A 24,026-nucleotide genomic window follows, 5' to 3' on the forward strand; every position below is an offset into this window, starting at 1 on the left:
CAACAGATTGGGTTTTAATTCTATTCTTAACTATAGTGCTTCGAGTTATGAAGTCAGGATAGGGCGAGTGCTATAAGAGTCAAAACGCAAATGATTGCTAGTGATAGAGCTTGCGTTAGAATTCGCAGTTTCACGCACTCCCATCAAACGGCGGCGTTTCCGACGATTTCCATTATTATCTTCTACAGGCTCGGCTTTCTTGCCTCCATTAGATTCAACATTATGCCGTTGTTGCTCGGAAAGCTCACAGAATCGATTAAATACTTTGTGAGTAATTCTTAACTCTTCCTCACTCATGGTATTAAACACTTCTTGTAATACCGCGGTTTTTAAAGCGCCAACCATGTTAGTAACTTCCAATCCGGCATCTGTTAAACTAGCTCGTACTTCACGGCGATCTTCTGGGCTAGTTTCACGCACCAACAAAGGAGTGCCATTCCGGCGTTCAATCAGGCGATTTACGATGCCGGTAATTGTCGGCATGCTTACCTGAAGATGCTCGTGCAATTCACTCATAGTTAGCGATCCGAATTGGCGAATGATATATAACACTTTCATTTGCTGGAAGGTGAGGTCAAGTTGAAGCCAATCAGGGGTAGCAGCTGCATTTAACTGTTGAAAAGCGCGTTGATAAAGTTGGGACAACTCTTGAGAGTCCTTTGATTTTTCACTCATCAAAACTCCCCCTCCAAAAGGGAAATTCTCTTAACTTCTTAGTTCGAAAAAAGTAACGTGAACAGTATTGGGGAACACCCAAAACCCTAAATCTAATAGTATGATAATACCAAATCTTTAGGTAAATGTAAAGGGCTTCCACAGTAATTTGTATTAAATAAACACAAAGAATCGTTGAATTTTACTGTAATTAAAATTAAAGAATATATATGAGCACTATTTATATCAAGGGACAAAATATATAGGAAACAGCCCTTGAAGGGCTGTTTAAATTCAGAACCACACGGATCTTTTATTAGCTAATCTTTTGAGTCTTTAATCTTCTCCGACTTTTCCTGGTTATCGCGAGTGGCATCTGGAGTCGGAGTTGGAGTGGCATCCGACTTTTTCTTATCATCGTGACTGGCATCCGGAGTTGGAGTCGAAGCGGCATCCGAAGTCTGGTCGGCAACTGGAGTGGCAGTAGCAACCGGAGTTGGAGTCGAAGCGGCATCCGACTTTTTCTTATCATCGTGACTGGTATCCGGAGTCGGAGTCGAAGCGGCATCCGACTTTTTCTTATCATCGTGACTGGTATCTGGAGTCGGAGTCGAAGCGGCATCCGACTTTTTCTCATCATCGTGATTGGTATCTGGAGTCGGAGTCGAAGCGGTATCCGACTTTTTCTCATCATCGTGATTGGTATCCGGTGCCGAAGACTCTGTCGTAGCCTGTTTAGGCGTAGTTTGTGGTTTAGCCGGAACCTGCACTGTACCAGTATTAGCCTGCAAACTGGGGGTGGACGGGAGCGTAGTGGTTGGCTCGTTAGTGGGCAGCGGCGTAGTCACTACTATAGGAGTTGGCTCCTCAGTTACGGCGGTTTCCGGTGCGGAAGTAGGGATTTCTATATTATTAGTTTCAAAAGTAGCCGCCGGCAAGCTGGTATATGGCGCAACAAGATTAGTAACTGGTTGCTCGGAAATCAACAGCCATACCAGTAAGCCCATCGCCAACACCACTGAAGCCGCCACCATAACAAGTTGCAATCCGTGCGCACGATTTAAGCGGCGCGGTTGGGTATCGTTAGCGACTCTGCGAGGCTCTAACACACGGATATTGTCAGGGAGAGGCGGTATAGCAGTAAAGCTGGATTTCGCTTGCATACGAGCCTTAAGATCAGCCGTAAGCGCTTGCCGTTTCTCCATACTCAAGGCAAAGCTTGGCGCTTGGCGACTTTGTGCCACCAGTTCCAGCATATCTTCCAGCGCCTCTTCTTGCTCAAGAGTAATTTTTACATCCGGTTCAAGGCTTTTACCTTGCTGTATATACCCGACTCTACTTTCAAATAGATCTTCGATGTGTTTATCTCTATTCATACCCTACCCGCCGTTTTTTTCCGCAGTTATTATCGTCTAGGATTTGCCGTAAGTTCCGAGTTGCCCGGAATTGTAAGCTTTTGATTGATGCTATACTTTTATTTAGAATAGTGACAACCTGTTCAAGGTCGTTACCTTCAATAAATCTCAAAATAAATACTGTGCGTTGATCTTCTGGCAATAAATTCAAGGCTTGCCGCAAATCCTCGCGTTGTGCCACCTGAGTGGCTAACTCGCCCCCATCCGCTCCGCCATAATCGCTGCTAAGCGTCTCGTAGAGTGAACTGCTTTCGTCACTTGCTGCTTCCAGTGAAACAGAGGGATGTCGGCTACGATGGCGATAATGATCTGCTAAGAGGTTACGAGCGATGCGGAAAACCCATGCTTTGAATGGCACCTCGCGTTGCTGGTAATCCCCAATCTTCTCGACAATTCGAGTAAGAGTTTCACTAACTATATCTTCAGCTAAATGATGATCGCTGCTATGGTAGTACGCATAGTTATATAACCTATCGGCAAAACGGGACATTAACACATCCACTGCTTCAGGCTCAAATCTTTGAAGTTGTGCTACCAGTTCGACATCATTCATTTATAAGCACTAACCAAAACTCGCTTAAATAATCGGTTTACAATGTAAATGCTCAATATTTCACCTGTCGGGTTCATACTAAGCGACCTTCTTGATCTATCATATAAACTCGGCAATTTTCTTGCTGGCTAATAAATTCTTTGCCTTCTTCAAGACCCAGTATCAAAGCTGTTTTAGCCAGCACATCTGCCAACATAGTAGTGGGCGCAACTATCGTTACAGCCGCTAAACCATTATTAACCGGCTCAGAGGTACGTGGGTCAATCAAGTGATGGTGTAACTGGTTACCTTTCAACCAGCGACGGCGAGTGGTGGAAGAAGTTGCCACTGCCCCTTCGGTAACCGACAAAGTAGTTAGAGTACCTTCTAGGGTAATTGGATTTTGCATATCAACTTCCCAACCGTTTTTTCCGGGTTGATTGCCGCCAAGACGCATATCGCCTCCAGCGCTAACCATAAAATCCTTGAATCCCTGCCCTTGAATAACTGCGGCAACCCGGTCAACGATCATGCCTTTGGCGATACCACCCAGATCAATCCTGGCACCTTTAGCTAGCTGAATACTGCGTCGGGCATGGTTCAACTCGACGTAGTGGTGCGAGGGTGGGCGAAATGTATTCATTTTAGTTGCCAGACCGGGAGCAAGCGTACCGATTTGCTCAAAACTGCGGTCATACCCTGCATGTTCCAACGCATCCAAGATGGTGGGATCAAAAATGCCGCGAGTTAGTTCTGCCATTTTTAGGGCAGCGTTGACACATTCAAAAAACAGGGGAGAGCTTTGTTCAATATAACCCTTCTGGTTTAACCGGGATAGCTCGCTATCCGGTAGGAAACGACTGAGGGTTAATTCAGCATGTCGGAATATCAGTTGTGCAGTGCTGACCAAATCGCGCGCCCGTAACTTGGTGGCTTTGGACTCACTACTCAAATATATGAGCACCTGCACATCTGTATTCATTGCCCTGAATGTTGAAAAAACCTCGCTCATAACCTGTTTATAACCAATCTTTGTCTAACAATCCAATCAAGTACTAAGCCTGTTCTAAAAAAACAGGCTTAGATTCTATCATAATTAGGAAGCCTTCGTAACAGGAGGCGGTGGCGGCTTCGGAGTCGCAGTCGGTGCGGGCTTCGGAGTCGCCGTTGGCGCAGGCTTCGGAGTCGCAGTCGGTGCGGGTGGCGCTGCCGTAGTATTCACCGGTGGTTGCACCGCAGCCGTAGTGGGCGCTGCAACCGGTGCGCTGGTAGTCTGCGCCGGCGGATTGTTTACCGGTCGCGCTACCACCGTAGTACTCACCGGCGGAGGGGACGCACCTGCCGCAGTAGTGGCAGGATTAGGTGGCGCACTGGCTCCACTTTTAGAAGGAGCTACACCTGTAACCGTAGTGCGGTTTGGCGCTACGGGAGAGTTAGGGTTGCTCTGCACCGGTGTGTCGGTAGGAGTCGGTACATCGGTAGGCAAGGGCGTATCGGTAGCTACTACCGGATCAGGTCCTACGTTTACCGCTGCTTGCGGCACATCGGCTACTTCGACTTGACCTGTCGCTGCTGCCTGCGCCGCAGGGAGCAACGACTTTCCGATTACAAAACCGAACTGGTAGCAAAGCACTACTAGAACCATAATCAGGCTGACAAATACTAGCAGATTTAGTTTCCAATGGTTTATCGTCGTAGTTTTCACGTTGCGTCTTTCTGCTGTATTATCGTTAGTCTTAATCATGTTCCTTATCGTCTTTATGCTCAGGCTCTTTAGTCGCTGGTTTCTTCGTCGGCTCTTGTTCCTTCTTCTCGGTTGGCTTAACTTCCGGAGTCTTAGCAACACTAGTCGGGGCAGAAGTAGCCTTAGTTGTAGTGGGAGCAGGCGTTGTTGTATTAGATTCAGGCTTATCGGTTGACTTAGTCTCTTTTGTCTCTCTGGTCTCTGTCGTTGTAGCAACAGGCTGATGCGATTCTTCTACTTTTTCGGTAACTATTACCACCGGGTTATTAAACACTGGCTCAGGAGTGCTATACTGCTGCACAGGTTGTTCTGTATATAAATCCGCAACTACAGGTTCAGGGTTAACCGTAACTATGGGAAGTTCGGTAGTGGTAACAGTTTCAGGCTGTGCTGCGGTAGTTCCGGCAGTAGCAGCCTTAGCAGGCTTAGCTACAGTAGTTTTCGAAGCTACTTGAGTTGGGGCGCTGGTTGGGGTAGGGCTAACACCTATGCCCGCGGCTTGCACACCAAACGCAAAAGCCGCTACAAAAGCCAATCCTAATAGTAATCCGGGTAATATGTGCTTTAGTTTCACTGGATGCTCCTTTTCGATAGAACCTTGATACTTTTTTCTTCGAGACCCTAAACGCAATAAAAGAGCAAAAGTTGCGGGCAAATTTATCAATTTTTAAAATTCACACATTTTATTTTAATCTTGCGGGGCAAAGTTCTCCTTTACCAAGAACAGGGTTTTTACGGTACTTCTATTGACAAGTCAAACCCAATAGCGGTTAAATAGTGGTACAACAGACTCCTAGTTGTTCCTGCATTAGAAAGCAGGAAATTGTAGTTAGGAAACATCAAAACTTTAACTCAAGGTCGAGTAGATTGGAACAAGAATGCCAGCTATTTCTCACAAATATCTCGAGAAACTGAGGCGAGAAGTCGCTGCTTTCGAGCAATGGCTAGCCCAGACGCAAGCAGCAGAAGATGGGAGCGCCAGCCCGGCGAATTTGCGAGATGCCTTTACCAAGGCTAACTCGATTTATATAAAAGCGCTTGAACTGTACCGTACCACTTCTGAGAATGATTCTGAGCCTGACGAACAAGGTGAACGAATTATCACTCCCGGCTAGAATGCCGGAGGTCTCTCATTAATTACCCGCTTCACTCGCTGATTAGCAAATTAACACTATGGACTTTACCCATGAGGTAATAGGATTTGTTGCCGACCAAACCGGCAGGTCATAAACCGGTTCTAACTTACCGGCAAACTCTGGGAAAAGCGCTACCGTTGTCACTCGCTGTTGCGCTGCTGGTGATGGTGCTGCTTTTTCTAATAAATCTCCTGCGCCCCCCTATGGTGCTGGATATTGGCACCGATGATCATCTTGATCGCTTGTACCTGAACGTGGGTGATGGCGGTTTTTATGAACCGGAAATCCAGCACAGCACAAGCCTAGAAACAGGTAATCGCGACCTTACCTATCGCTGGTCAGGACAAGTTGCCTATTTGAATCTACCCTGGCCGCTTGATTCTGTGCCACTCAAATTAACGCTGCGCCTCTCTGCCCCTCGACCAGACCGACCTCCCGACCAAACCGGAGTTACTTTGAGTGTAATCGGGCAGATTGAATACGATCAGTATGATTTCGGTTCGCAAAATATAACGGGCTATTATGATGGGCGCGAGTATATACTAACCCTTCCGTTACATATTCGCCCTACCCTTGAATATTTGCGGCTCAGATTTGAAGCCAGTAATGCCTATACTCCGAGTAGCGGTGATACTCGTAGCCTCTCCACCATCTTTTTTCAGGCAAAAATAGAACCGGATTATAACAATTTCGGGGTGGAAGGCTGGCTTTCTACCCTATGGGAACCGGGTTTGCTGGCAATAATTTGCCTTAGTTGCTGGGGTATCGCCCGTTTGTTGGGTATGCCAAAGAAATGGGCGCTTTTGCTGGAAACCACCGCCGGAACAATTTTACTGGCAGGGTTGTTCATTGCCCCGCTGGCGCTTAAACCCTATCTTTCCGCATGGGGGTTTATCCTTCCCATCGGTTGGCTATTACTTTGGTTGGCAGGCTTATTTTCAAAACGCGCCCCAAAATTACCTGCCCCATTTGTATATGCCGCCACCCTTTACATTCTCATCCCGCTGGCGCAATTTGCTTTTCTGCGTCTCCATCTCTACAGTTTAAACCCTTCCTCACTTACTTCAGGGGTTTTTACCGGAGCGCTGCTTTTTAGCGCGGGTATGTACAATTCGCACAACCTGCGACCAGAAGATAACTCACCGGATGGGCTAACTGTTTTTGAACGCTGGTTTTCTCGTGCGATGTTGGCAGCAGCTTTCATTTCTTTTCTCTACAATCAGATATATACGTTTCAAGTTGACCCATTTCGAGGGGTGGAGTTCCGCAGCCATTATGTGACGCTGTTAAACAGCCAAAATGGGCGTAATTTATATGATCTTGACCGTTTACTCAGCCAACCTTCCGTTGCGCCGCGTCTGCCCCCCTTCTATGCTGCTTTATTCTGGCCATTAACCCAGTTATTTGGTACAGATCAGCAAATAGCGCTTCAGCTTTGGCGGGTTATAAATTTACTATTGCTCGTACCGACACTACTATTTTTATTGCGCTTGTTCGGACAGAATTCGGGCAAGATTCACTTTCGCGCCCCTGTGCTGTTTCTGGCATTGAGTTTCAGTCCCGTAACCGATACCATCGGCTTTGGACAAGTAAACACAATTGCGCTGCTGAGCTTATTACTCGCACTCCAAAAACTAAATGAGAAGCGTGACGTTAAAGCAGGTTTATATCTGGCAATTCCGTCAGGGCTGCTTTTATTTCCCGCTGCGCTGTCATTCTATTTCGTTCTCACCAAACGCTGGCGCGGTCTGGTAAGTTTGGGAGTAGGTTTTTTGGGAGTGGGGTTGTTAGGGCTAATAGCAATGGGCTGGGATAACTTTATTCTCTATTTCAGAGCCGTTGGTATTATCCTGACAAGACCGGACATGGATATTTCTAACCAATCAATCTTCGGCGCATTGGCGCGATTGAGCATTCCCGAAATAACCTTGAGCTACCGAGGTGATTATCCTTTCTGGGCATTGTTTATGGGATATGTTTGCTCATTTGGGCTAATCGCTTTCACCATTAGGCGGCTATGGCAAATCCGGCACGAGGTGGATAAGCCCTCTACGGCAAGGTTACTGCCCGGTATTCTAATCCTGACCGGACTGATTGTGCCACCTATTGCCCTGATGAATAATGAAATGTTGGCGTTACCGGCGTTGGCGCTTTTATTGCAAGTGTTGAGCAACGCAAAGACCCCTCGCTGGCAGTTATTGGTGTTTGGGGTATGTTTCGGGCTGTTGGGATACGGCAGTACCTATGATTTCTTTCCGGGTGAAGCGGTAGGTCTGGCGCGACTCGGCGCAAGTTATCGCCTTGCCGCGCTGCTAACCCTGTGGGGCTTGTACCTGTGGCTGATTAGGTGCTCTAATCAGAATAAGAATAGATACTAGCGAATCCGTGCTTCGATTTTCTTTCTAATCCTCGCTAGTTTTCACAATGAGTTTTCTTTCTCTTAGCTCATTAACAAAATCACCAATAAGCTTGATCGACATTTCCTTGTAGTCACTATCGGGCTGACTTTTCAGCCCCTCTAACTCCTGAATAAAGAATAGCCCAATCTGTGACCAAGTTGCAGCACCTAAAACCAGTTGCCCAAGAGTTTCCTCTACCGCCGGTTTAAGTTCTTCGTAGGGGGCTAAAAGTTTTGGCGGCAGCAACTCATGCAGTTTGTACTTCAGTTGAGCCAAATCAAACAAAGCACTAGAGCCTGTAAAGAACTTTTCTCGCTCAGCCTTATTCCACTGAAGCCCAAGCTCTTTTTTCGTTACAAAGAATAAGCAAGGCTTTTTAGAGGGGGAATTGATTTTATTCCAGTGCGCCAGAAGCAGGATATATTTAATAAACTGCTCTACTTCAATAACGGCAGCTACTTTTAGTTCCAAAAATGTTCTTGTTTCCGCGCTCTCCAAAGTGACATCCGGTTGTATGAAGTCTATCTTGGAGTCAATTTGCTCAAGAAAATCAAAAATAGACCATGTACTAGGATTGAAGCTTTTTTGTCCTTCAATCTCAAAGCAATTCAAGAACCTCGTAATCGTACTGCTGGGCAGTAGCCTGAGTAAAACCGTCAGAACCCCATTAAGTGGTACTTCCGAGCGGTAGATACCCTTTCTCAGATCCTCAATTGAAGAAGCCCGATTGAAATGTTGACGCTCCCAGTAATAGTGTTCGATAAAGTAATGATAACTATGCTTAACCCATGAGTTACCGACTATACCTTCTTTGTGTCCATCCGTATCCATCCAACTACCTCCCTTTTTTCATTTATAGGTGTTGCGATTACTAAGTTACTACTATGCTACTCTGGTGGAATCTGGCAGTTTTTTGGAATATTAACAATAAAAACTTTTTCCTAAAGCATGGGACACTGGTTTACCAAAGCTACCCATCCAGTTCAAGAACGTAGGGAGCAAAAAGGGCTGATGCAAAAATAGCGCATTGCAGTGCTACAAACTAGTATAGCCTAAGTAGTCAAGCATAGTTCATTATATGTAGGTTAGAATGAATAATGTGTGGTTCAGGCGAGGGGCAATAACCCCTCGTCTCGAAGTACATGTTGGCAAAGGTTGGCGTATTGCTAGGCTTCAGGCGCAACAAATAAATTTCTTAGCATGCCCAATCCCTCAATCTCTACTTCACACACATCACCGGGTTGCAAATAACAGGGAGGGTTGAGAGTAAAGCCGACTCCCGGAGGTGTACCGGTCAAAACAACATCGCCCGGTTCAAGAGTGATGCCATCGCTGAGAAACGCTACTAGCGCGGGAATCTTGAAGATAAGCTGCGCGGTGTTTGAATCCTGTCGGGTTTGTCCGTTTACCCGGCACTGGATTCGCAGGTTATGGGGGTCGGAAATTTCATCGCGAGTGGCAATATAGGGACCAAGCGGGCAGAAGCCGTTAAGCGACTTGCCGCGCACCCACTGGCTTTGCGAGAATTGCAGGTCGCGTGCGCTCACATCGTTGGCGCACAAATAGCCCGCGATGTACTCGAAAGCGTTTTCCTCTTTTACCTGATAAGCAGTTTTACCAATTACAAAAGCTAACTCTGCCTCATAATCCACCCTCTGAGTAGCTTTATCCACTACGATTTCCTCAGTCGGTCCCGACAACGTGTTGTGCCATTTGGAGAAAATAACCGGCTCAGTGGGTACTTGCGCCTTAACCTCAAGCACATGATCCATAAAATTCAAGCCTATACAAATTATTTTACCGGGCGTTGGTAATGGATTATGTAAAGTCACCTCGTCTAAATCCGGTAAGGTCGTTACATCCAACGCATTTATTTCGCTTAACATCTGCTCAAGTTGGGCATCGCTCAGGTCATTATAGCCGCCGGAAACAGGTGCAACCTTCTGACCGCTTGCGGTCTCTATTAAAGCCCCGCGCTGTGGGCGAGGGTTTTTCTTAGCGCTAAAGCTCACCAGCTTCATAATATATCTTCTCCTAAAATTTATTTTGGTTTTTTAAGCTTGATTAAATTATTTAATTTCTGGTTTTGTCGTTTCTGCATTATTTTTCAAGCCTTTGCCGCTTCCTTTTACCGCCGGGTTGGTATTCACCAACGGGACATGCTCAAGGCGCAACACTGCCCATCCAGCAAGCACCGCCACTACCCCACCCACCACATAACCATCCCGTACTGAAGCGCCCATAATAACCAGCGCAGCAACGCCCAACGCACCGCTCGCCATCCAGAGGATCAGCACCGCCTCACGACTCGACAGCCCCAACGCTACTAACCGATGGGAAGTGTGGTCTTTACCGCCTCGCGCTATGGGCAAACTGCGTCTGAGCCTCGATAATGTGACAAGCGTTATATCGAACAACGGCACACCTAGCACCAGCACCGGAACCATCCATGTTACAAAATCGGTATTGGGAAAGCGCAATTTGATGCCGCATGCTGCTAACAAGAAGCCCATAAAAAGTGAACCACTATCACCCATAAATATTTGGTGAGGCGATTTCTGCGAGAATATCCCGAAATTATGATAAACAAAACCTGCCCCTGCACCCGCCAACGTTGCACCCAATGCCCCTACCAACCACTGCCCACTCTGGTAGGCGGAAAGGAAGAAAAATGCAGCGGCGATTACGCTAACGCCACCTGAAAGCCCATCCATATTGTCCAGAAAATTCATGGCGTTAGTAATAGCCACTACCCACAAGAGCGTAATCAATACATTTAAAACCGAGACGCGAAACACCTCAATTTGTACACCGCTGATAATCAGCCACAAACCTACCCCCAGTTGTGCCAACAGCTTTACCAAAGGGGGCAAACCATACTTGTCATCCAGAAACCCAGTAATACTCATCAAAGTTGCGCCAAACAAAATCGCGGCTAACTGCAAGAAATAAAACGGCAGTATCCAGCCGGTCAAGCCCAACAGCGCCAGCGTAAAGGCTAGGTAGATTGCTACTCCACCTAATAAAGGTACGGGCGAGCTATGTATCTTGCGAAGACCGGGCGCATCTACAATCCCGGACTTTAGCGCAATCCGGCGCACCAGAGGGGTAATCAACAGCGCCAGCAACAATGCCCCCACAAACAACGCCAGATAAAAACCCATACCCGGATTTTCGGGAGCAGACTGAATTGTCGCCTGCTGATATATCATGCCTTAAAATAGTTGGACAGGAAGCCTTGAATTGTCACTTTTGTATCGGTGTTTTGCGCCGAAAGGTCTAAAGCCTTCTGGTACTCTTTTTGCGCCAAATCGGTACGCGCGGTTTTCTGGTAAATTGCAGCAAGGTAAGCGTGTGTATAAGCGCTGGTAGCATCTAGCTGGTTAGCCAGATTTAGGCGTTGTTCTGCCTCTGACAGCCGCTCAAGATGGAACAGGTAAATCCCGGCAGTTTGATTGTAATAGGCTTTATCCGGGTCGGTAGGAGGGGTTGTCACGTAGGGTCTGGGTATTTCCAAGCAAGAATTGGTAAATTGCCCGATTTGAGAAGATTGGATTGCAACGGGAGCAAGCGGCTTTAACAAGGTTTGAACCATCAACGCTTGATCGATCTGCTTACTTTGCGCCATAACCTGAATTCGCTGCAAATAGCGTTGGTTATTGATTAGTTCTTTTGGATTCAGGTCGGATAGGTAGCCGAATTGGATTGCCGCATCGTCATTGCGACCAGCACCAAGATAAATATCGCCTAACACCCAACGCCCGAAGTCGTAACAGCGGTCTATCTTCACCGACTCCTCACCCGTCTTGATAGCGTGATCCTGTACCGCTTGATCAACTGAGCCATCGGTAGCACGACTGGAGTTGATCAGAGCAATTGCATATTCCGACCACACCCGAACATTGCGGGGGGCATATGCAACCGCTTTATCGTACCAATCAAGTTGTTTTGCGACCAGTTCCTTACGTTTTGTCGGTTCATAGGTTACCCATGAACCATACATACGCGCCAAGTTGGAATAGTGGTCGGGATTCAGGGGGGCGAGGTCACGGGCGCGAAGCAGTTCGTTTTCGGTTGCGTGCAGATAGCCAAGAATCTGGTTTTGAGCATTGGGGTCAGCTTGTTGGTTTTGTGCCTTTTTTTGCTGATCAGCTTGTCGTACTTTATCGGCAAGATCAACATAGGCTTGACCCAAAAAAAGCGCATAACGGTCTTCAGTAGGAGCGGTGCTGGCAGCTTGCTTGTAATAAATAGCGGCTTCTTCAGAGCGTTTGGAAAAAAACAGGTTTTGACCCTGCTTAAAGGCAACATCGGCAACTATCGGCATCCAGTTGATAACAACCGTAAAATAGAGCGTAAGGACAATAACCGCCCCGCTTACAGTCCAGAACCATACCTTGAGGCTAGACTCCGGCACATTCAGCAGCGCGGTATCGAAATAACCCTGACCAGAAACCGCCGAAGAACCACGCACAGTTGTGACACGCGCAGGCGCAACGACTCGTTCATTTCCGCGAGTGCGCTTCGAGCTTGCCGCAACCTTTTCAACTACCTTCTCCTCTACCGGAACGGGCATAGTTGCTTCCACGTTAGAGGCATGGCTACCCTGTACCAACCCACCCAAAACTGCGACCAGTCCGGCAAACAGGAAAAACATCATGAAGCTACTGACCACTTGGATTCCGGTAAATATTTCCACCAAATGCGAAAGCATGCCCGCTATAAGGCATGCCAGCAAAACCCGATATTCATATCGGCGCGAACGGCGCAAGAATTTTACACTGTAATAGAAGAATAACAGCACAAAGCCCAGATATGCCACAAATCCAAAGATTCCGGTATTCACCAACGCATCTAGATAGGCATTGTGCGAACGATCGGGAATAGCGTTGCGAGCTTCAAACCAGCCTAGTTCCGGTTGATAAAATTGGGGGGAGATGTAATACATAGATTCGGGACCATGCCCAAGCAAAAGACGCAAAGGGTCTTTGGCAGCAGTATCACCCAGTAGTTCAAAATCGGTCTGCCAAATCAACCGCCTAACCCTACCGGTACCGTCCTCTGTCTGTAAAAACTCGCCAAAGCGGGCAATTTCCGGGTTCTGTCGAAGTGTAGAAAATACTGGCTCAAGCGGGGTCGAGCCTTGCGGCAAGTTAAAGAGCAGCAGCAATACACCACCGAGTATTCCCACCCCCAACCAGCCCGTCAACCAACGCCAGCGCTTATAGGTAGCAAATAGGAGCGGAGGTAAAATATACAAGCCGACAAGCATACCGGCAAGCGGTCCGCGACTTTTGCTGAATACTATTACCGCTAGTATCAGCCCTAGTAACAAGATATAACAACCAAACTCCCCCAACCGGAACAGGAAATTATTATCAGTATCCTTGCGCTTGACCGTAAACATGAAGAATATGCCAAAGCTAATCAGCAACACCAATGGAAGTGACCAAATAGGTCCGATAGAAGTGCCACCCACAAGCTGATTAGAATTTCCGGCGGCGGTATTGGCTTGGTCGATCAATTGCTGTGTGGAATTCTGCGCTACCCCGGTGGATTCGGGGCGGTAGTTAGCGTTCAGGTTGAGAATTACATAGAACAAGCCCAACTCAAAGATAAAGAAAAAAGCGTAAAGCCCAAACCAACTAAAGGCAATGTTTCGAGCGCGTCCGCTGTTAGAACGGCTTGCATTGGCGCGATTTTCCAGCAACCAACGCCCGGTAGTAAGGATTCGATACACCACGATAGGTACTACCATTATCAGGTAAGCTGCTATAAAGATAGCATTACCCATCGTGCTGGTAACACGAAAGGTTGTATCGCCCTGCCACGGCAGCGGGTCAGCTTTGTAGTGCTGCATCACCCCATAAATACTAACGGGCACATTGGTAAGCAGGATAAAACTGATAATGCGCTCTATCTGACGACGTTCGCGTAGGTTAAAGACTATAGCGAGAAAGAACACCACATAACTGAGAAAGGTATAAGTACCCTCTAAGCGGTCATAGCTACCCCATAAGCTGACACCGGGAACTACCGAAATGAGGGTAGCGGCAATATAAGCAAAAGTCAGGATATAAGCGGGCAGAACAAGGGGGCGCGTGGCAATTCGTTGAAATAAAGGGAGGTTGTCAGGTCCGATTACCTCACCATCGGGCAGGAATTCCTCGCGAGGGGGTCGAGAAACCCGACGTGGGTTAGCGCGAGTCGCAACAGTTACATTCACGGCAGCACGCAACGCCACCGCTTTAAGTAGCCATGCTACCCCTATTATCAACACCAATGAGCGGAAAAGCGCGATTTTGTCAGGCTCAAAGACGCGGCTGGTATAGATGTTAAAATAAAGCGGAATTGACACCAACGCCAGCAGCCAGGTAACTTCCATCACCACATTGCAAACCTGGATTACGCGCCTTGTCATGTAGTTTTAAGTTCCTCCCACAATTGCCCCTGTCCGGTAGCTTGATTGGAATGGCGTTGCGCCAAAAATTGTTCGAGTGTGCCATTATGCACCGCTTCTTTCCAGCCCTTCACATCCTTCAGCATTTCAACGGCGCTGTTGCGCATAGAATCGCTAACGGGCAACCCGCCCAGCATCGCCGCTAATTCTTCGATAATAGCTTCATAATCTAGCTGTCGCACAGTGGTAAGGGTGCGGTCGTCCACCACCTTTTTCATTATATTGAAGTGCGAGTCACCGAAAGCGGCAATCTGCGGCAAGTGGGTAATACATATTACCTGATGGTTGTTTGAGTTGGTAAGTTGCCAGAGCTTTTCGCCCACTACCTGACCGCTACGCCCACCCACGCCCACATCCACCTCATCAAAAATCAGCGTAGGAACAGAATCTGCGCTTGCCAGAATAGATTTGAGCGCCAACATCAGGCGGCTGGTTTCACCACCGCTGGCAACCTTCTGTAGCGGTTTGGGAGGCTCACCGGGGTTGAGGGAAACATAAAACTCCACGCGATCCACCCCATGCCCATCAAAAGCGAAAAGCCCTTTACGCCCATCGAGAAGCGTTACGGGCGCGCCGGAGAAGTCTTCTCTCTGCGTGATATTGACCTCGAAACGAGCACGTAACAGCTTCAAATCACGCAGAGATTGCTCTACTTCCTGCGCTAGTTTGTCGGCGGCGCTACGGCGAGCTTTCGAGATTTCACCCGCCAACACCCCAATTTGTTGTAACAAGTCTTGTTCTTGCGCATGCAACTCTGCCAACCGCTCGTCGCTGTGTACGATTTGTTCCAGTTCGGTAGCAGCTTTTTGACGATACACCAGTATTTCGGGGATGCCGTTGCCGTATTTGCGCTTGAGAGAGCGAATCATTTCAAGCCGCTCTTCAATACCCTCCAAGCGTTTGGGGTCGTATTCCACGCGGTCGCGGAAATCGCGCAAGGCATGCGCTACATCTTCCAACTTAATGGCAGCTTCCTGCACTGTTTCAAGGTGTTTGCCAATCTCAGCCTCAAACTTCAGCAAATCGCTCAGCAATCGCTCGATTTCAGCCAACGCTGCGTGTACCGCCATTCCGCTACCACGCCCACGCTTGCCATACCCACCTTCTTCTCCGCCCTCTTCAAAACCTTCGTACAGCAATTTATAGGCGCGGTCAGAAACAGCGGTTAGTTTTTCTGCACTGTTTAAAATCTGCCGCTGCTTGAGCATTTCTTCTTCTTCACCGGGCTGGAGGCGTGCCGCATCAATTTCTTCAAGCTGAAATTTAAGCAGGTCAACCCTACGCGCCATTTCCCGCTCATCCCGTTGCATTCCATTGATGTCACGGCGCACCATGCGCAATTGCCCCACCAGATCGCTCAACCGGATACGCCGCTGAATCACCCCGGCATATTGGTCGAGCAATTCCAGATGTTCGCTGACGCGCAATAGTGAGATATGCTCGGTTTGCCCGTGAATATCCACCAATGCCTCGCCTACTTCGCGCAGTATATCCTGCCGTACCGAACTACCGTTGATTCGGCAAACCGAACGCCCACTGAGATTCACTTCACGGCTAAGGTTTAGGCGAAGGGTTTGGTGAGCATAATTTTCATCTTCCAACAGATTCTCACGCTGTAGCAATTCCAACAGGTGGCGAAACCGCTCATCCTCAAGCATTTTGTCGGACATCGCTAACTCGTAGTAGCCTTCCACCCGCGCCTGATTCTGCCCATGCCGAATAAATTCTGCGCCGGTTTTCGCGCCGAGAATTGCGCCCACCGCATCGATGATAATAGATTTGCCCGCACCCGTCTCCCCGGTAAGCGTATTAAAACCGGGCGAAAAACGCAGCGAGAGCGAATCTATGATGGCAAAATTGGAGATATTTAACTCTACCAGCATATATGTATATTACTCATAAAACTATCAATTATATCTGTATATATTATAATTGGATTTTCCAACGGGCTACACAAATTAATCATTTATTGGGCTGTGTACGTTGGTATTGCCAAATTAGGTAATCCAGTTTACGAGGCGTTAGAGTTGGGTACTCAAGCTTAAGTTCAGAGTTTACCGCCGCAAGAGCTTGCTGAACCGTATCTAATTTTATCGGATAACCTAATGCCTCTCCCATAAATCTGAGTACCATTCTGTCGGGCTTTACCAAATCATCCGAGCCTGCCAGCATAAAGAAATACTGTAATGAAACACCACTATGCTGTCCCGGTATTTTCTTGATAGCCGTCTCGAAAGCCTCGTTTCCTAGCACCTTGCTAATATCCTGGAAATAATTCACCTCAAACTGTTCAAGAACTTGAGCGAATTGTAATACTGCCTCAGCTTTTAGCAGACCGTTCTTTGGTGATGTCCGCTGCCGATTTTGATACACCTTTTCTGCCATTTCCTCAACTCCTAATCGGGTGTATAAAGCTGTAAAAACCGATAGGGTAAGTTGATCAGAAAAGGCTGGGGGGCGCATATCAGCATATCGTTCCAAACCAAAGTAATTGCAAAACCGTAAAACAGTATTAGAAGTTGAGGTATAAGTAACACCGATTGAAAAAACCGCATCTATCACACAAAGCGGTAAACTGCGATAAGAATATTCGGGCGGTAAACTGGAGTTTTCTAGGCTCAAGACCTGTTTACAATACCCTGCTAGTTTCGGGATTTCAATATTTTGCATAAAGATCGAGAATACCTTAACTAAATTCCAGCAAAGGGTTTTAAGATATTAGCGGAGTTCTTTCCCCAACCAAATTTTAACTCCGAATTCCGAACACGTTTTCTAATAAAGCGGTTACATTTTATCATACCGCTAGCGAATCTCGCCAGCCCTCATGGAAATGCGCATATGAAAGTAATAAGCCCTCGCGGATACCGTAGCGGCTTACCAACATACTATTCAGCTTGAATTTATCCATAATCGCATGGATTATCAGCGCACCGGTAGAAAAGGTTTGGGCGCGGCTGGCAACGAGGTTGTATTCTTGCGCGATTTGCTCGGATGATTTGGACATCGCTAAATTAACCGCTCCCAATAGCTCGGCAGAACGCAAGAAGTCGCCACGCCGCCCTCGATTGAAAAGACGGGTGACAGCTTTGGCATTCCCACCCGCCACTATCCCAAAATTAGGACCAAGTGGAAGGCGCGGCCATTGGGCAGCACCGAATATCTCACCGAGTCGGAACTGGGCAGCATGCACTTGCGCCTGTGTAAGGGGGTCTCCGGCGTTACACAAAGCGCGCAACTTAATCGAACCTACCGGCAACTTAATTATGGATTGAATCTGGTGGAAATTCACCACCACAATTTCGGTGCTACCACCGCCCACATCCGCCATCACAAAGTGAGAGGGCAAATTTATATTGAAAGTTGCCCCTCTAAAGCTAAGTATTGCTTCTTCTGGCTGAGACAGCACATTGATATTGATGCCCAGTTCTTCGCGGGCGCGTTGTACCAGTTTGATAGAATTGCGGGCTGCTCGTAACGGTTCTGTGCCTGTTACCACTAGATGGGCGTTGCGGTTATCGGAAAGCTGGCGATAGTTTTTTAGGAGGTTCATGGTTAATTCCAGCTTGGGGGGCGAAATTTCACCTTGATAGCTAACGTCATCACCAAGACGCGCCATCTCTTTCTGGTCTTCCAGAATTTCAATTTCGGTGCCATCAGTACGGGCTATGACAAGATGCACCGTATTACTGCCAATATCAACTGCGCCAACTGTAACCGTTTCAGCAATTTTCATCCGTTTGCAGTAGTCCTCCCTCAATAACCGAGTTCTGATACGTGAGGCTAACGACAGTTATTGATTATAAAGCCTGAGTTAACTAATCGCAATCCAGCGGGGTTCAACATTTAGGGCTATACAAACCTGAATCTTTTTTGAAAATAAGATTAGAAACTTCTACTCCACTTATACGTAATCTATATGTGCTTTTGCCCTCTCAAAGCTGATATAAGCCTATAATATTTAAGCGTAGTGTATTAAAAGAACCTTATTTAAGAAAATTTAGATGGAAACATTATAAAATATGGCAACAAGAATAGAAAAACGCGAATTGCGCGAGATAGTAGATAGAAAACCACAAGCCCGACCTCGCCTTCAACGCAACGAATTGGTGCGTTTGTTGGCTTTCGCCAAACCATACTGGGTGTGGCTGGTAGTAGCGGCAATTGCGATGATAATCGGAAGTGTGCTTGGTCTGGCGCTACCGGCGATGGCAGGTGGCTTGATAGATACTGTTTTTGTTAAAGCTGATCGCAACGGTCTTAACAACATCGCCCTGATTCTGCTGCTGGTATTCGCCTTCCAAGCGTTTTTCATCTTCCTGCAAAGTTATCTGCTGAACAATGCGGGCGAGCGTATCGTCAACGATCTGCGAGTAAAGCTCTACAGCCACCTGCAAACACTGTCACTCGGCTTCTTCAACGAACGGCGCACCGGCGAACTCATGAGCCGCCTTACTAATGATGTGACGATGGTACAGAATGCCGTCACTACCAACTTGATAAGCGCGGCGCAAAGCCTTCTGACTCTGATTGGCGCAATTGTCATGATAGTGACACGCGATTGGCGTATGACGCTGCTTATATTGGCGTTGATACCGATACTAACTGCCGTTGCCATAACTGTGGGCAAGCGCATCCGGTTTCACTCTAATGAAGTACAGAAGTATCTGGGCGAGACCACCACGATTCTGGAAGAAACCATTAGCAATCAGAAAACCGTGATGGCTTTTACCCGTGAAAGCTACGAGATAGGTCGCTACAAGAGCGGAATCGGTCAGGTGTACGCTGCTGCCATGCGCCGTATTCGTTTACAGAGCGGTTTTGTGGCTTTGATCACCTTCCTCAGCTTCAGCGCCATTATTGTAGTGCTGTGGTTTGGCGGACAGCAGGTATTAGATGGACATCTCACCCCTGGCGAACTGGTTTCAATCCTGATTTATATGGGCGTAGTAGCAGGTCCCATCGGCACTCTTACCGGGCTATTCAGCGAGTTCCAGAAAGCGTTGGGCGGGGCAGAACGTATCTTCAATCTACTTGACGAACCCGCCAGTGTAACCGATTTGCCGGATGCAAAACCGCTAGCACAGGGAAGCGGCAATATGCGCTTTGAAGAGGTCTTTTTCGATTATGACGAGCGCAGCAGTGTATTACGCGGTGTAAGTTTTGAAGCAAAACAAGGTCAAGTTGTCGCTCTGGTTGGACCAAGCGGCGCAGGTAAAACCACTATCGCCAATCTGATACCGCGTTTCTATGACCCTAAAATGGGACGTATCACGCTGGATGGGCATGATATTCGGGACGTAACCCTAAAAAGCTTGCGCGAGCAAATTGGTATAGTCCCGCAAGAGCCAGTATTATTTGGCACTACCGTACTTCAGAACATTGCTTACGGAAGGCTAGAAGCAAGTCGCGCAGAGATCGAAGAAGCAGCACGCGGGGCTAACGCCCACCAGTTTATCGAGAAATTACCGGATGGCTATGAAACGTTGGTGGGTGAAAGAGGGGTAAAACTTTCCGGTGGGCAACGCCAGCGCATTGCTATTGCCCGCGCCATTCTACGCAACCCACGTATCCTGATTCTGGATGAAGCCACCAGTTCGCTAGATAATGAAAGCGAGAGCTTGGTGCAGGAAGCGCTGGATCGGTTGATGAAAGACCGTACCACCATTGTGATTGCACATCGCCTTACCACTATTGAGAAGGCAAATAAAATCGTGGTGATGGATAAAGGCGAATTGGTAGAAGAAGGCACGCATGCGGATTTGATAGAGCGAGAGGGTTTGTATTACCGCCTCTATACCCGTAATTTTCAAGACGACTGACAAAAAAAACCTCCCTGGAAACTAGGAGAGGCTTTGAAGAATTCGTGGAGAAAAAACTTAGAAGAAAACGGTGATGGAGATGAAATATGTATGCTACAGTAAACTAAAAGAGCGCGAAAGGCTAGGACGTTGTTGTGATTTGGTTGCATATAGCTAGGTTTGTGCTGCGACTTGACTAAGAATATATAATGACTAGGCTGGTTGATGGGACGTTGCTGCATTAGTTGCCAAGACGTTATCTGATTTTGAGTACGATGGTGCTATAGCTATAGTGAAACGTAGTGCCTCATATGTGCCCATTAGTAGTAAGACGATGCTGCGGCTAGAGTGTGTCGTAATTAGATAGTTAGTATGACTATGTTGAATAAAAACGTTAGTATGATGATTAGGACGATAACTGTATTTGTTAAGTTACGTTCGCGCTCTTTTGTTTACTGACACTTTTAATTTAACAGAAAAACATTACGAAAAACATTACTATGGTACCAAAACACATTAAATGATTTTTATGCCTGATAACTCATCTCTCTTACTTGCAACAAAAAATCTTTATAAGAGTTATGTTTCCGATGAGGGCTTGCTGAGCATTCTCTCCGGTGGCAAACGTATTCCGGCGCTCAACGGCGTTTCTCTGGAAATCCAAGAAGGAGAAATCCTCGGCTTAACCGGGGAAAGCGGCAGCGGTAAAAGCGCGCTAGGTAGAATTATTGCCGGGCTGGATAAGCCTGATCGTGGTGTTGTAATGTTCATGGGTAAGCCCTTAAGCGGACAGAGCGAAGCCGAAGTCAAAAAGGCGCGTCGTTATTTGCGCTTTATCTCTGAGGAAAATTTTAGTGGGTTGAACCAAGTTGCCAAGAATCGCCTGGATAACTTACTCTATGAGATGGTTGATCGCTATTCCGGAGCAGGTGGTAAAGCGGAAGCGCACGCTCTTGCCGATGAACTAGTCGATAAATTCGGTATCCCCCAAGAATTTTTGAGCCGTTATCCAAACCAAATCAGTGGTGGTCAGCGACAACGTTATGCCATCGCCCGCGCCTTTGCCACACAACCCCGTCTAGTAGTAGCGGATGAACCGGTCAGCAATTTGGATTTGAACAGTCGCACCGAAATTCTGGATAAAATGCTGGCGGTCGGGCGCAGGTTTGGTACTGCTTTCCTATTTATCTCTCATAATCTTTCGATGGTACGCTACTTCGCCGCTAAAGGACGTACCGCTATAATGTTTGGCGGACGTATCATGGAAATCGTGCCAACCGCACGCCTATTTGAGTTTTCGGCGCATCCCTATACCCGCAATTTGCTTGAAATTAACCCATCCCCTAGCCCTTTGCCCGGTGCAGCCCTCGACCCGGCGCAAGCATTGGCGGAATATGAACATTATCAGGAAAACGACCCGGCGCTTGCAACCCTAGAATCAGAAGCCAGCAACCTAAGCTTTCAGGGTAATTTTGCAGCAGCCGCACAACTTACCGCTGCCAGTCAGCCCGGTTGCGTGTTCTATCGCTGGTGTACCGAAAGAGTTGAAGAATGTGGCAAAGTATCCCCAACGTTATCTCCGGTCGCTTTCAAACGCGGCGACAAAAGTACGCCGATACCTCTTTCTGAAGCAGAAGCCAACCCTCACCATTTGGTAGCTTGTTTGCACTACGGCAAGGAGTAGAGCGGTTGAAAGCAATTGTAATTACTCATCCGGGCGAACCGGAAGTCCTCGAATTGCAAGAGGTAGCCGATCCCATACCCGCAACGGGCGAATTATTGGTGCGAGTGCATGCTACCGCCTTAAATCGCGCCGATACGTTACAAAGGCGTGGATTATACCCGCCACCGCCCGGTGCCTCGGAAATTCTCGGACTGGAAATGGCAGGAGAAGTTGTAGAGGTAGCGGCAGATAGCGGAGGGCAAGTGGGACAGCGCGTAATGGCGCTTCTGGCAGGTGGAGGTTATGCCCAATACGTGACCATTCCTGCGCCGATGGCAATCCCTATCCCGGACGGCATGGGCTATGAGGAAGCGGCAGCTTTGCCGGAAGCCTGCCTTACCGCCTATATGAACCTGTTTATGTTAGGCAAGTTACAAACGGGTGGTGTAGCATTGGTGCATGCGGCAGGCAGTGGCGTAGGCAGTATTGCAGTGCAGATGGCAAAAGCCGCAGGTACAACGGTATTGGCAACCGCCCGCAATGCTTCCAAACTTGAGGCGGTGCGTAAATTGGGCGCAGATTTTACCTACGATACCGGAAACGCAACCGATTTTTCTGGCTGGGTGTTACAAAGCACCGAAGGGCAAGGGGCAGATGTTATTCTCGATTTTGTGGGCGCACCTTACCTGAGCGAAAATCTGAAAAGCCTTAACCTGAACGGCAGACTGGTGTTGATTGGACAACTGGGTGGAAGCAAAACCGAAGTTGATCTCGGCTTGGTGATGCGCCGTCGCCTGCACATTCTCGGCGCTACTCTGCGAGCGCAACCGCTTGAGCGCAAAATCGAGATTACCCGCCGCTTCTGCGAGTTCGCCACACCTCTACTGGCACAAGGTCGCCTTGTCCCTGTAGTTGACCGAGTATTTGAACTTGCCGAAGCAAGCGCGGCACACCACTATATGGAGAGCAACGCCAACTTTGGAAAAATCGTGCTAAAGGTTTCCTAATTCACAACCCTACAAAATCACGCACTACTATATACACCCTCAAATCCTTTTTCACGGCTTGCCCTTTGATTCACGGTTTGTTACAATTAGCGGGCTTACAATTAAAGGAGACGTGGTTTGAATATCATCTCCCGGCTATCCGGCATAACCCTCAAAATCATTTTCGGTCTAATAATGATAGTAGTAGTGGTAGTAGCAGGATTCGGCGTATATTTCTTTATGGAAGTAGGCTCACGCCCAAGCTCCAGCACCGATGTAGTGCCTTTTAACATCAACGTCGGGGAGAGCTTCAGCCAAGTTACGGGGGATTTATACGATGCCAAGTTGGTGCGTAATACCTTTGTCTTTCGGATACGCGCCCGTTTGTTAGGGGCAGAAGAGCGCATACAATCAGGCTATTTCTACTTGCGACGGGATATGACGATGGATGAAATCCTCGAAACCATCACCAGCGCCCGTTTAGTAGAACGACAAGTCACTATCCCAGAAGGGCTGCGACTGGAGCAAATAGCCGCCCGCCTTGAAGAAAAGGGCTGGAACAAAGAAAAGTTCATCCAGCTTGTCAAAAAGGGCGATTACCAGTTTGGCTTCTTGGACGACAAGCCGCCGGGCGCTTCGGTAGAAGGTTTCCTGTTTCCCGATACCTATCGTATACCCGCCAGCTATACCGAAGACGACATTATTATCATGATGCTCAAACGCTTCGGCGACCAATATAGCGCACCCTTGCGCGATAAGGCGCGTACTGGTATGGGCATTTACAAAGTCGTGACCATGGCTTCGCTGATAGAACGCGAGGCGGTGGTAGCGTCCGAACGTCCTATAATCGCCAGTGTGTTTTACAATCGCCTAAACAAAGGAATGATGTTACAATCAGACCCAACCGCTCAGTGGGCGCGCGACACCGAAAATGCCCGGAATAACCTGAATTTTAGCAAATGGTGGGATAAGCCTGTACCCAAAGACCTTGAAATAGACTCACCCTATAATACCTACAAAGCGAAAGCTTTACCACCCGGTCCAATCTGTAATCCGGGTTTGGCTTCACTCAGTGCCGCTACCGAACCTGCCACCACCGATTATTATTACTTTGTGGCAACAGGGGACAAGGAAGGCACGCACGATTTCTCACGCACTTACGAAGAACACGCCCTAAAAGTAAAGCAGTATAGCAGTTAACCATACATGAAAAACCGAAATTATAAAAAAGTCAGGATT

At 47.7% G+C, this 24,026-nt stretch carries 19 protein-coding genes; 6 read left to right on the plus strand and 13 right to left on the minus strand.

Annotated features, from left to right (window positions below; all coding sequences use genetic code 11):
• Window positions 1-45: 45 nt before the first annotated feature.
• The 6 genes from OZ401_RS05530 to OZ401_RS05555 all read right to left on the minus strand — a co-directional run bounded on the left by OZ401_RS05530 (window position 46) and on the right by OZ401_RS05555 (window position 4,919).
• Window positions 46-675, minus strand: coding sequence for a MarR family winged helix-turn-helix transcriptional regulator (locus OZ401_RS05530; protein WP_341469708.1), 630 nt, complete (start codon window positions 673-675; stop codon window positions 46-48).
• A 299-nt stretch (window positions 676-974) separates the two neighbouring features.
• The gene (locus OZ401_RS05535) at window positions 975-2,030 is read right to left on the minus strand and encodes a hypothetical protein (protein ID WP_341469709.1); all 1,056 of its coding nucleotides are present in this window, start codon (window positions 2,028-2,030) and stop codon (window positions 975-977) included.
• On the minus strand, window positions 2,023-2,622 hold the full coding sequence (locus OZ401_RS05540; protein WP_341469710.1) for an RNA polymerase sigma factor: 600 nt from the start codon (window positions 2,620-2,622) through the stop codon (window positions 2,023-2,025). The genes OZ401_RS05535 and OZ401_RS05540 overlap by 8 nt, the downstream gene beginning before the upstream one ends.
• A gap of 73 nt (window positions 2,623-2,695) precedes the next feature.
• Window positions 2,696-3,613, minus strand: a complete 918-nt coding sequence (locus OZ401_RS05545) for an FAD:protein FMN transferase (RefSeq protein ID WP_341469711.1) — start codon at window positions 3,611-3,613, stop codon at window positions 2,696-2,698.
• Between the two features lie 84 nt (window positions 3,614-3,697).
• Window positions 3,698-4,345 (minus strand): RodZ family helix-turn-helix domain-containing protein, encoded by a 648-nt coding sequence (locus tag OZ401_RS05550; RefSeq protein WP_341469712.1) that lies wholly within the window; start codon window positions 4,343-4,345, stop codon window positions 3,698-3,700.
• A complete protein-coding gene (locus OZ401_RS05555; RefSeq protein ID WP_341469713.1) occupies window positions 4,338-4,919 on the minus strand; it encodes a hypothetical protein in 582 nt (193 codons plus the stop codon). Before OZ401_RS05555 ends, OZ401_RS05550 begins: the two co-directional genes overlap by 8 nt.
• A 304-nt stretch (window positions 4,920-5,223) precedes the next feature.
• Between OZ401_RS05555 and OZ401_RS05560 the strand changes: the two genes are divergently transcribed.
• Complete coding sequence (locus OZ401_RS05560; protein WP_341469714.1) at window positions 5,224-5,460, plus strand: hypothetical protein; 237 nt, start codon at window positions 5,224-5,226, stop codon at window positions 5,458-5,460.
• Window positions 5,461-5,546: 86 nt separating this feature from the next.
• Window positions 5,547-7,859 carry a glycosyltransferase family 87 protein gene (locus tag OZ401_RS05565; protein WP_341469715.1) on the plus strand — a complete coding sequence of 771 codons (2,313 nt, stop codon included), beginning with the start codon at window positions 5,547-5,549 and terminating at the stop codon, window positions 7,857-7,859.
• A 24-nt stretch (window positions 7,860-7,883) separates the two neighbouring features.
• On the opposite strand, the gene OZ401_RS05570 is transcribed toward OZ401_RS05565, so the two are convergent.
• The 7 genes from OZ401_RS05570 to OZ401_RS05600 all read right to left on the minus strand — a co-directional run bounded on the left by OZ401_RS05570 (window position 7,884) and on the right by OZ401_RS05600 (window position 18,073).
• A complete protein-coding gene (locus OZ401_RS05570; protein WP_341469716.1) occupies window positions 7,884-8,711 on the minus strand; it encodes a hypothetical protein in 828 nt (275 codons plus the stop codon).
• A 335-nt stretch (window positions 8,712-9,046) separates the two neighbouring features.
• Window positions 9,047-9,901 carry a fumarylacetoacetate hydrolase family protein gene (locus tag OZ401_RS05575; protein ID WP_341469717.1) on the minus strand — a complete coding sequence of 285 codons (855 nt, stop codon included), beginning with the start codon at window positions 9,899-9,901 and terminating at the stop codon, window positions 9,047-9,049.
• A 48-nt stretch (window positions 9,902-9,949) separates the two neighbouring features.
• Window positions 9,950-11,092: an MraY family glycosyltransferase gene (locus OZ401_RS05580; RefSeq protein WP_341469718.1), complete on the minus strand. Its 1,143-nt coding sequence runs from the start codon at window positions 11,090-11,092 to the stop codon at window positions 9,950-9,952.
• Window positions 11,089-14,301, minus strand: coding sequence for an O-antigen ligase family protein (locus tag OZ401_RS05585; RefSeq protein ID WP_341469719.1), 3,213 nt, complete (start codon window positions 14,299-14,301; stop codon window positions 11,089-11,091). The genes OZ401_RS05580 and OZ401_RS05585 overlap by 4 nt, the downstream gene beginning before the upstream one ends.
• Window positions 14,298-16,223, minus strand: coding sequence for a DNA repair protein RecN (gene recN / locus OZ401_RS05590; protein ID WP_341469720.1), 1,926 nt, complete (start codon window positions 16,221-16,223; stop codon window positions 14,298-14,300). The genes OZ401_RS05585 and recN overlap by 4 nt, the downstream gene beginning before the upstream one ends.
• Window positions 16,224-16,302: 79 nt before the next feature.
• A complete protein-coding gene (locus OZ401_RS05595; RefSeq protein ID WP_341469721.1) occupies window positions 16,303-17,010 on the minus strand; it encodes a hypothetical protein in 708 nt (235 codons plus the stop codon).
• A gap of 124 nt (window positions 17,011-17,134) precedes the next feature.
• Window positions 17,135-18,073, minus strand: coding sequence for a Ppx/GppA phosphatase family protein (locus OZ401_RS05600; RefSeq protein ID WP_341469722.1), 939 nt, complete (start codon window positions 18,071-18,073; stop codon window positions 17,135-17,137).
• Between the two features lie 286 nt (window positions 18,074-18,359).
• Here OZ401_RS05600 and OZ401_RS05605 point away from each other — a divergent pair, with 286 nt between their 5' ends.
• The 4 genes from OZ401_RS05605 to mltG all read left to right on the plus strand — a co-directional run bounded on the left by OZ401_RS05605 (window position 18,360) and on the right by mltG (window position 23,987).
• Entirely contained in the window at window positions 18,360-20,159 is a 1,800-nt protein-coding gene (locus OZ401_RS05605; protein WP_341469723.1) for an ABC transporter ATP-binding protein, read from the plus strand.
• Window positions 20,160-20,667: 508 nt separating this feature from the next.
• A complete protein-coding gene (locus OZ401_RS05610) occupies window positions 20,668-21,822 on the plus strand; it encodes an ABC transporter ATP-binding protein (RefSeq protein ID WP_341469724.1) in 1,155 nt (384 codons plus the stop codon).
• Window positions 21,823-21,827: 5 nt separating this feature from the next.
• Window positions 21,828-22,808, plus strand: coding sequence for an NAD(P)H-quinone oxidoreductase (locus OZ401_RS05615; RefSeq protein WP_341469725.1), 981 nt, complete (start codon window positions 21,828-21,830; stop codon window positions 22,806-22,808).
• 117 nt (window positions 22,809-22,925) lie between these two features.
• Window positions 22,926-23,987: an endolytic transglycosylase MltG gene (mltG, locus tag OZ401_RS05620; RefSeq protein WP_341469726.1), complete on the plus strand. Its 1,062-nt coding sequence runs from the start codon at window positions 22,926-22,928 to the stop codon at window positions 23,985-23,987.
• Window positions 23,988-24,026: the final 39 nt, after the last annotated feature.

This window comes from Candidatus Chlorohelix allophototropha (assembly GCF_030389965.1).
GTDB classification, from domain to species: Bacteria; Chloroflexota; Chloroflexia; order Chloroheliales; family Chloroheliaceae; genus Chlorohelix; species Chlorohelix allophototropha.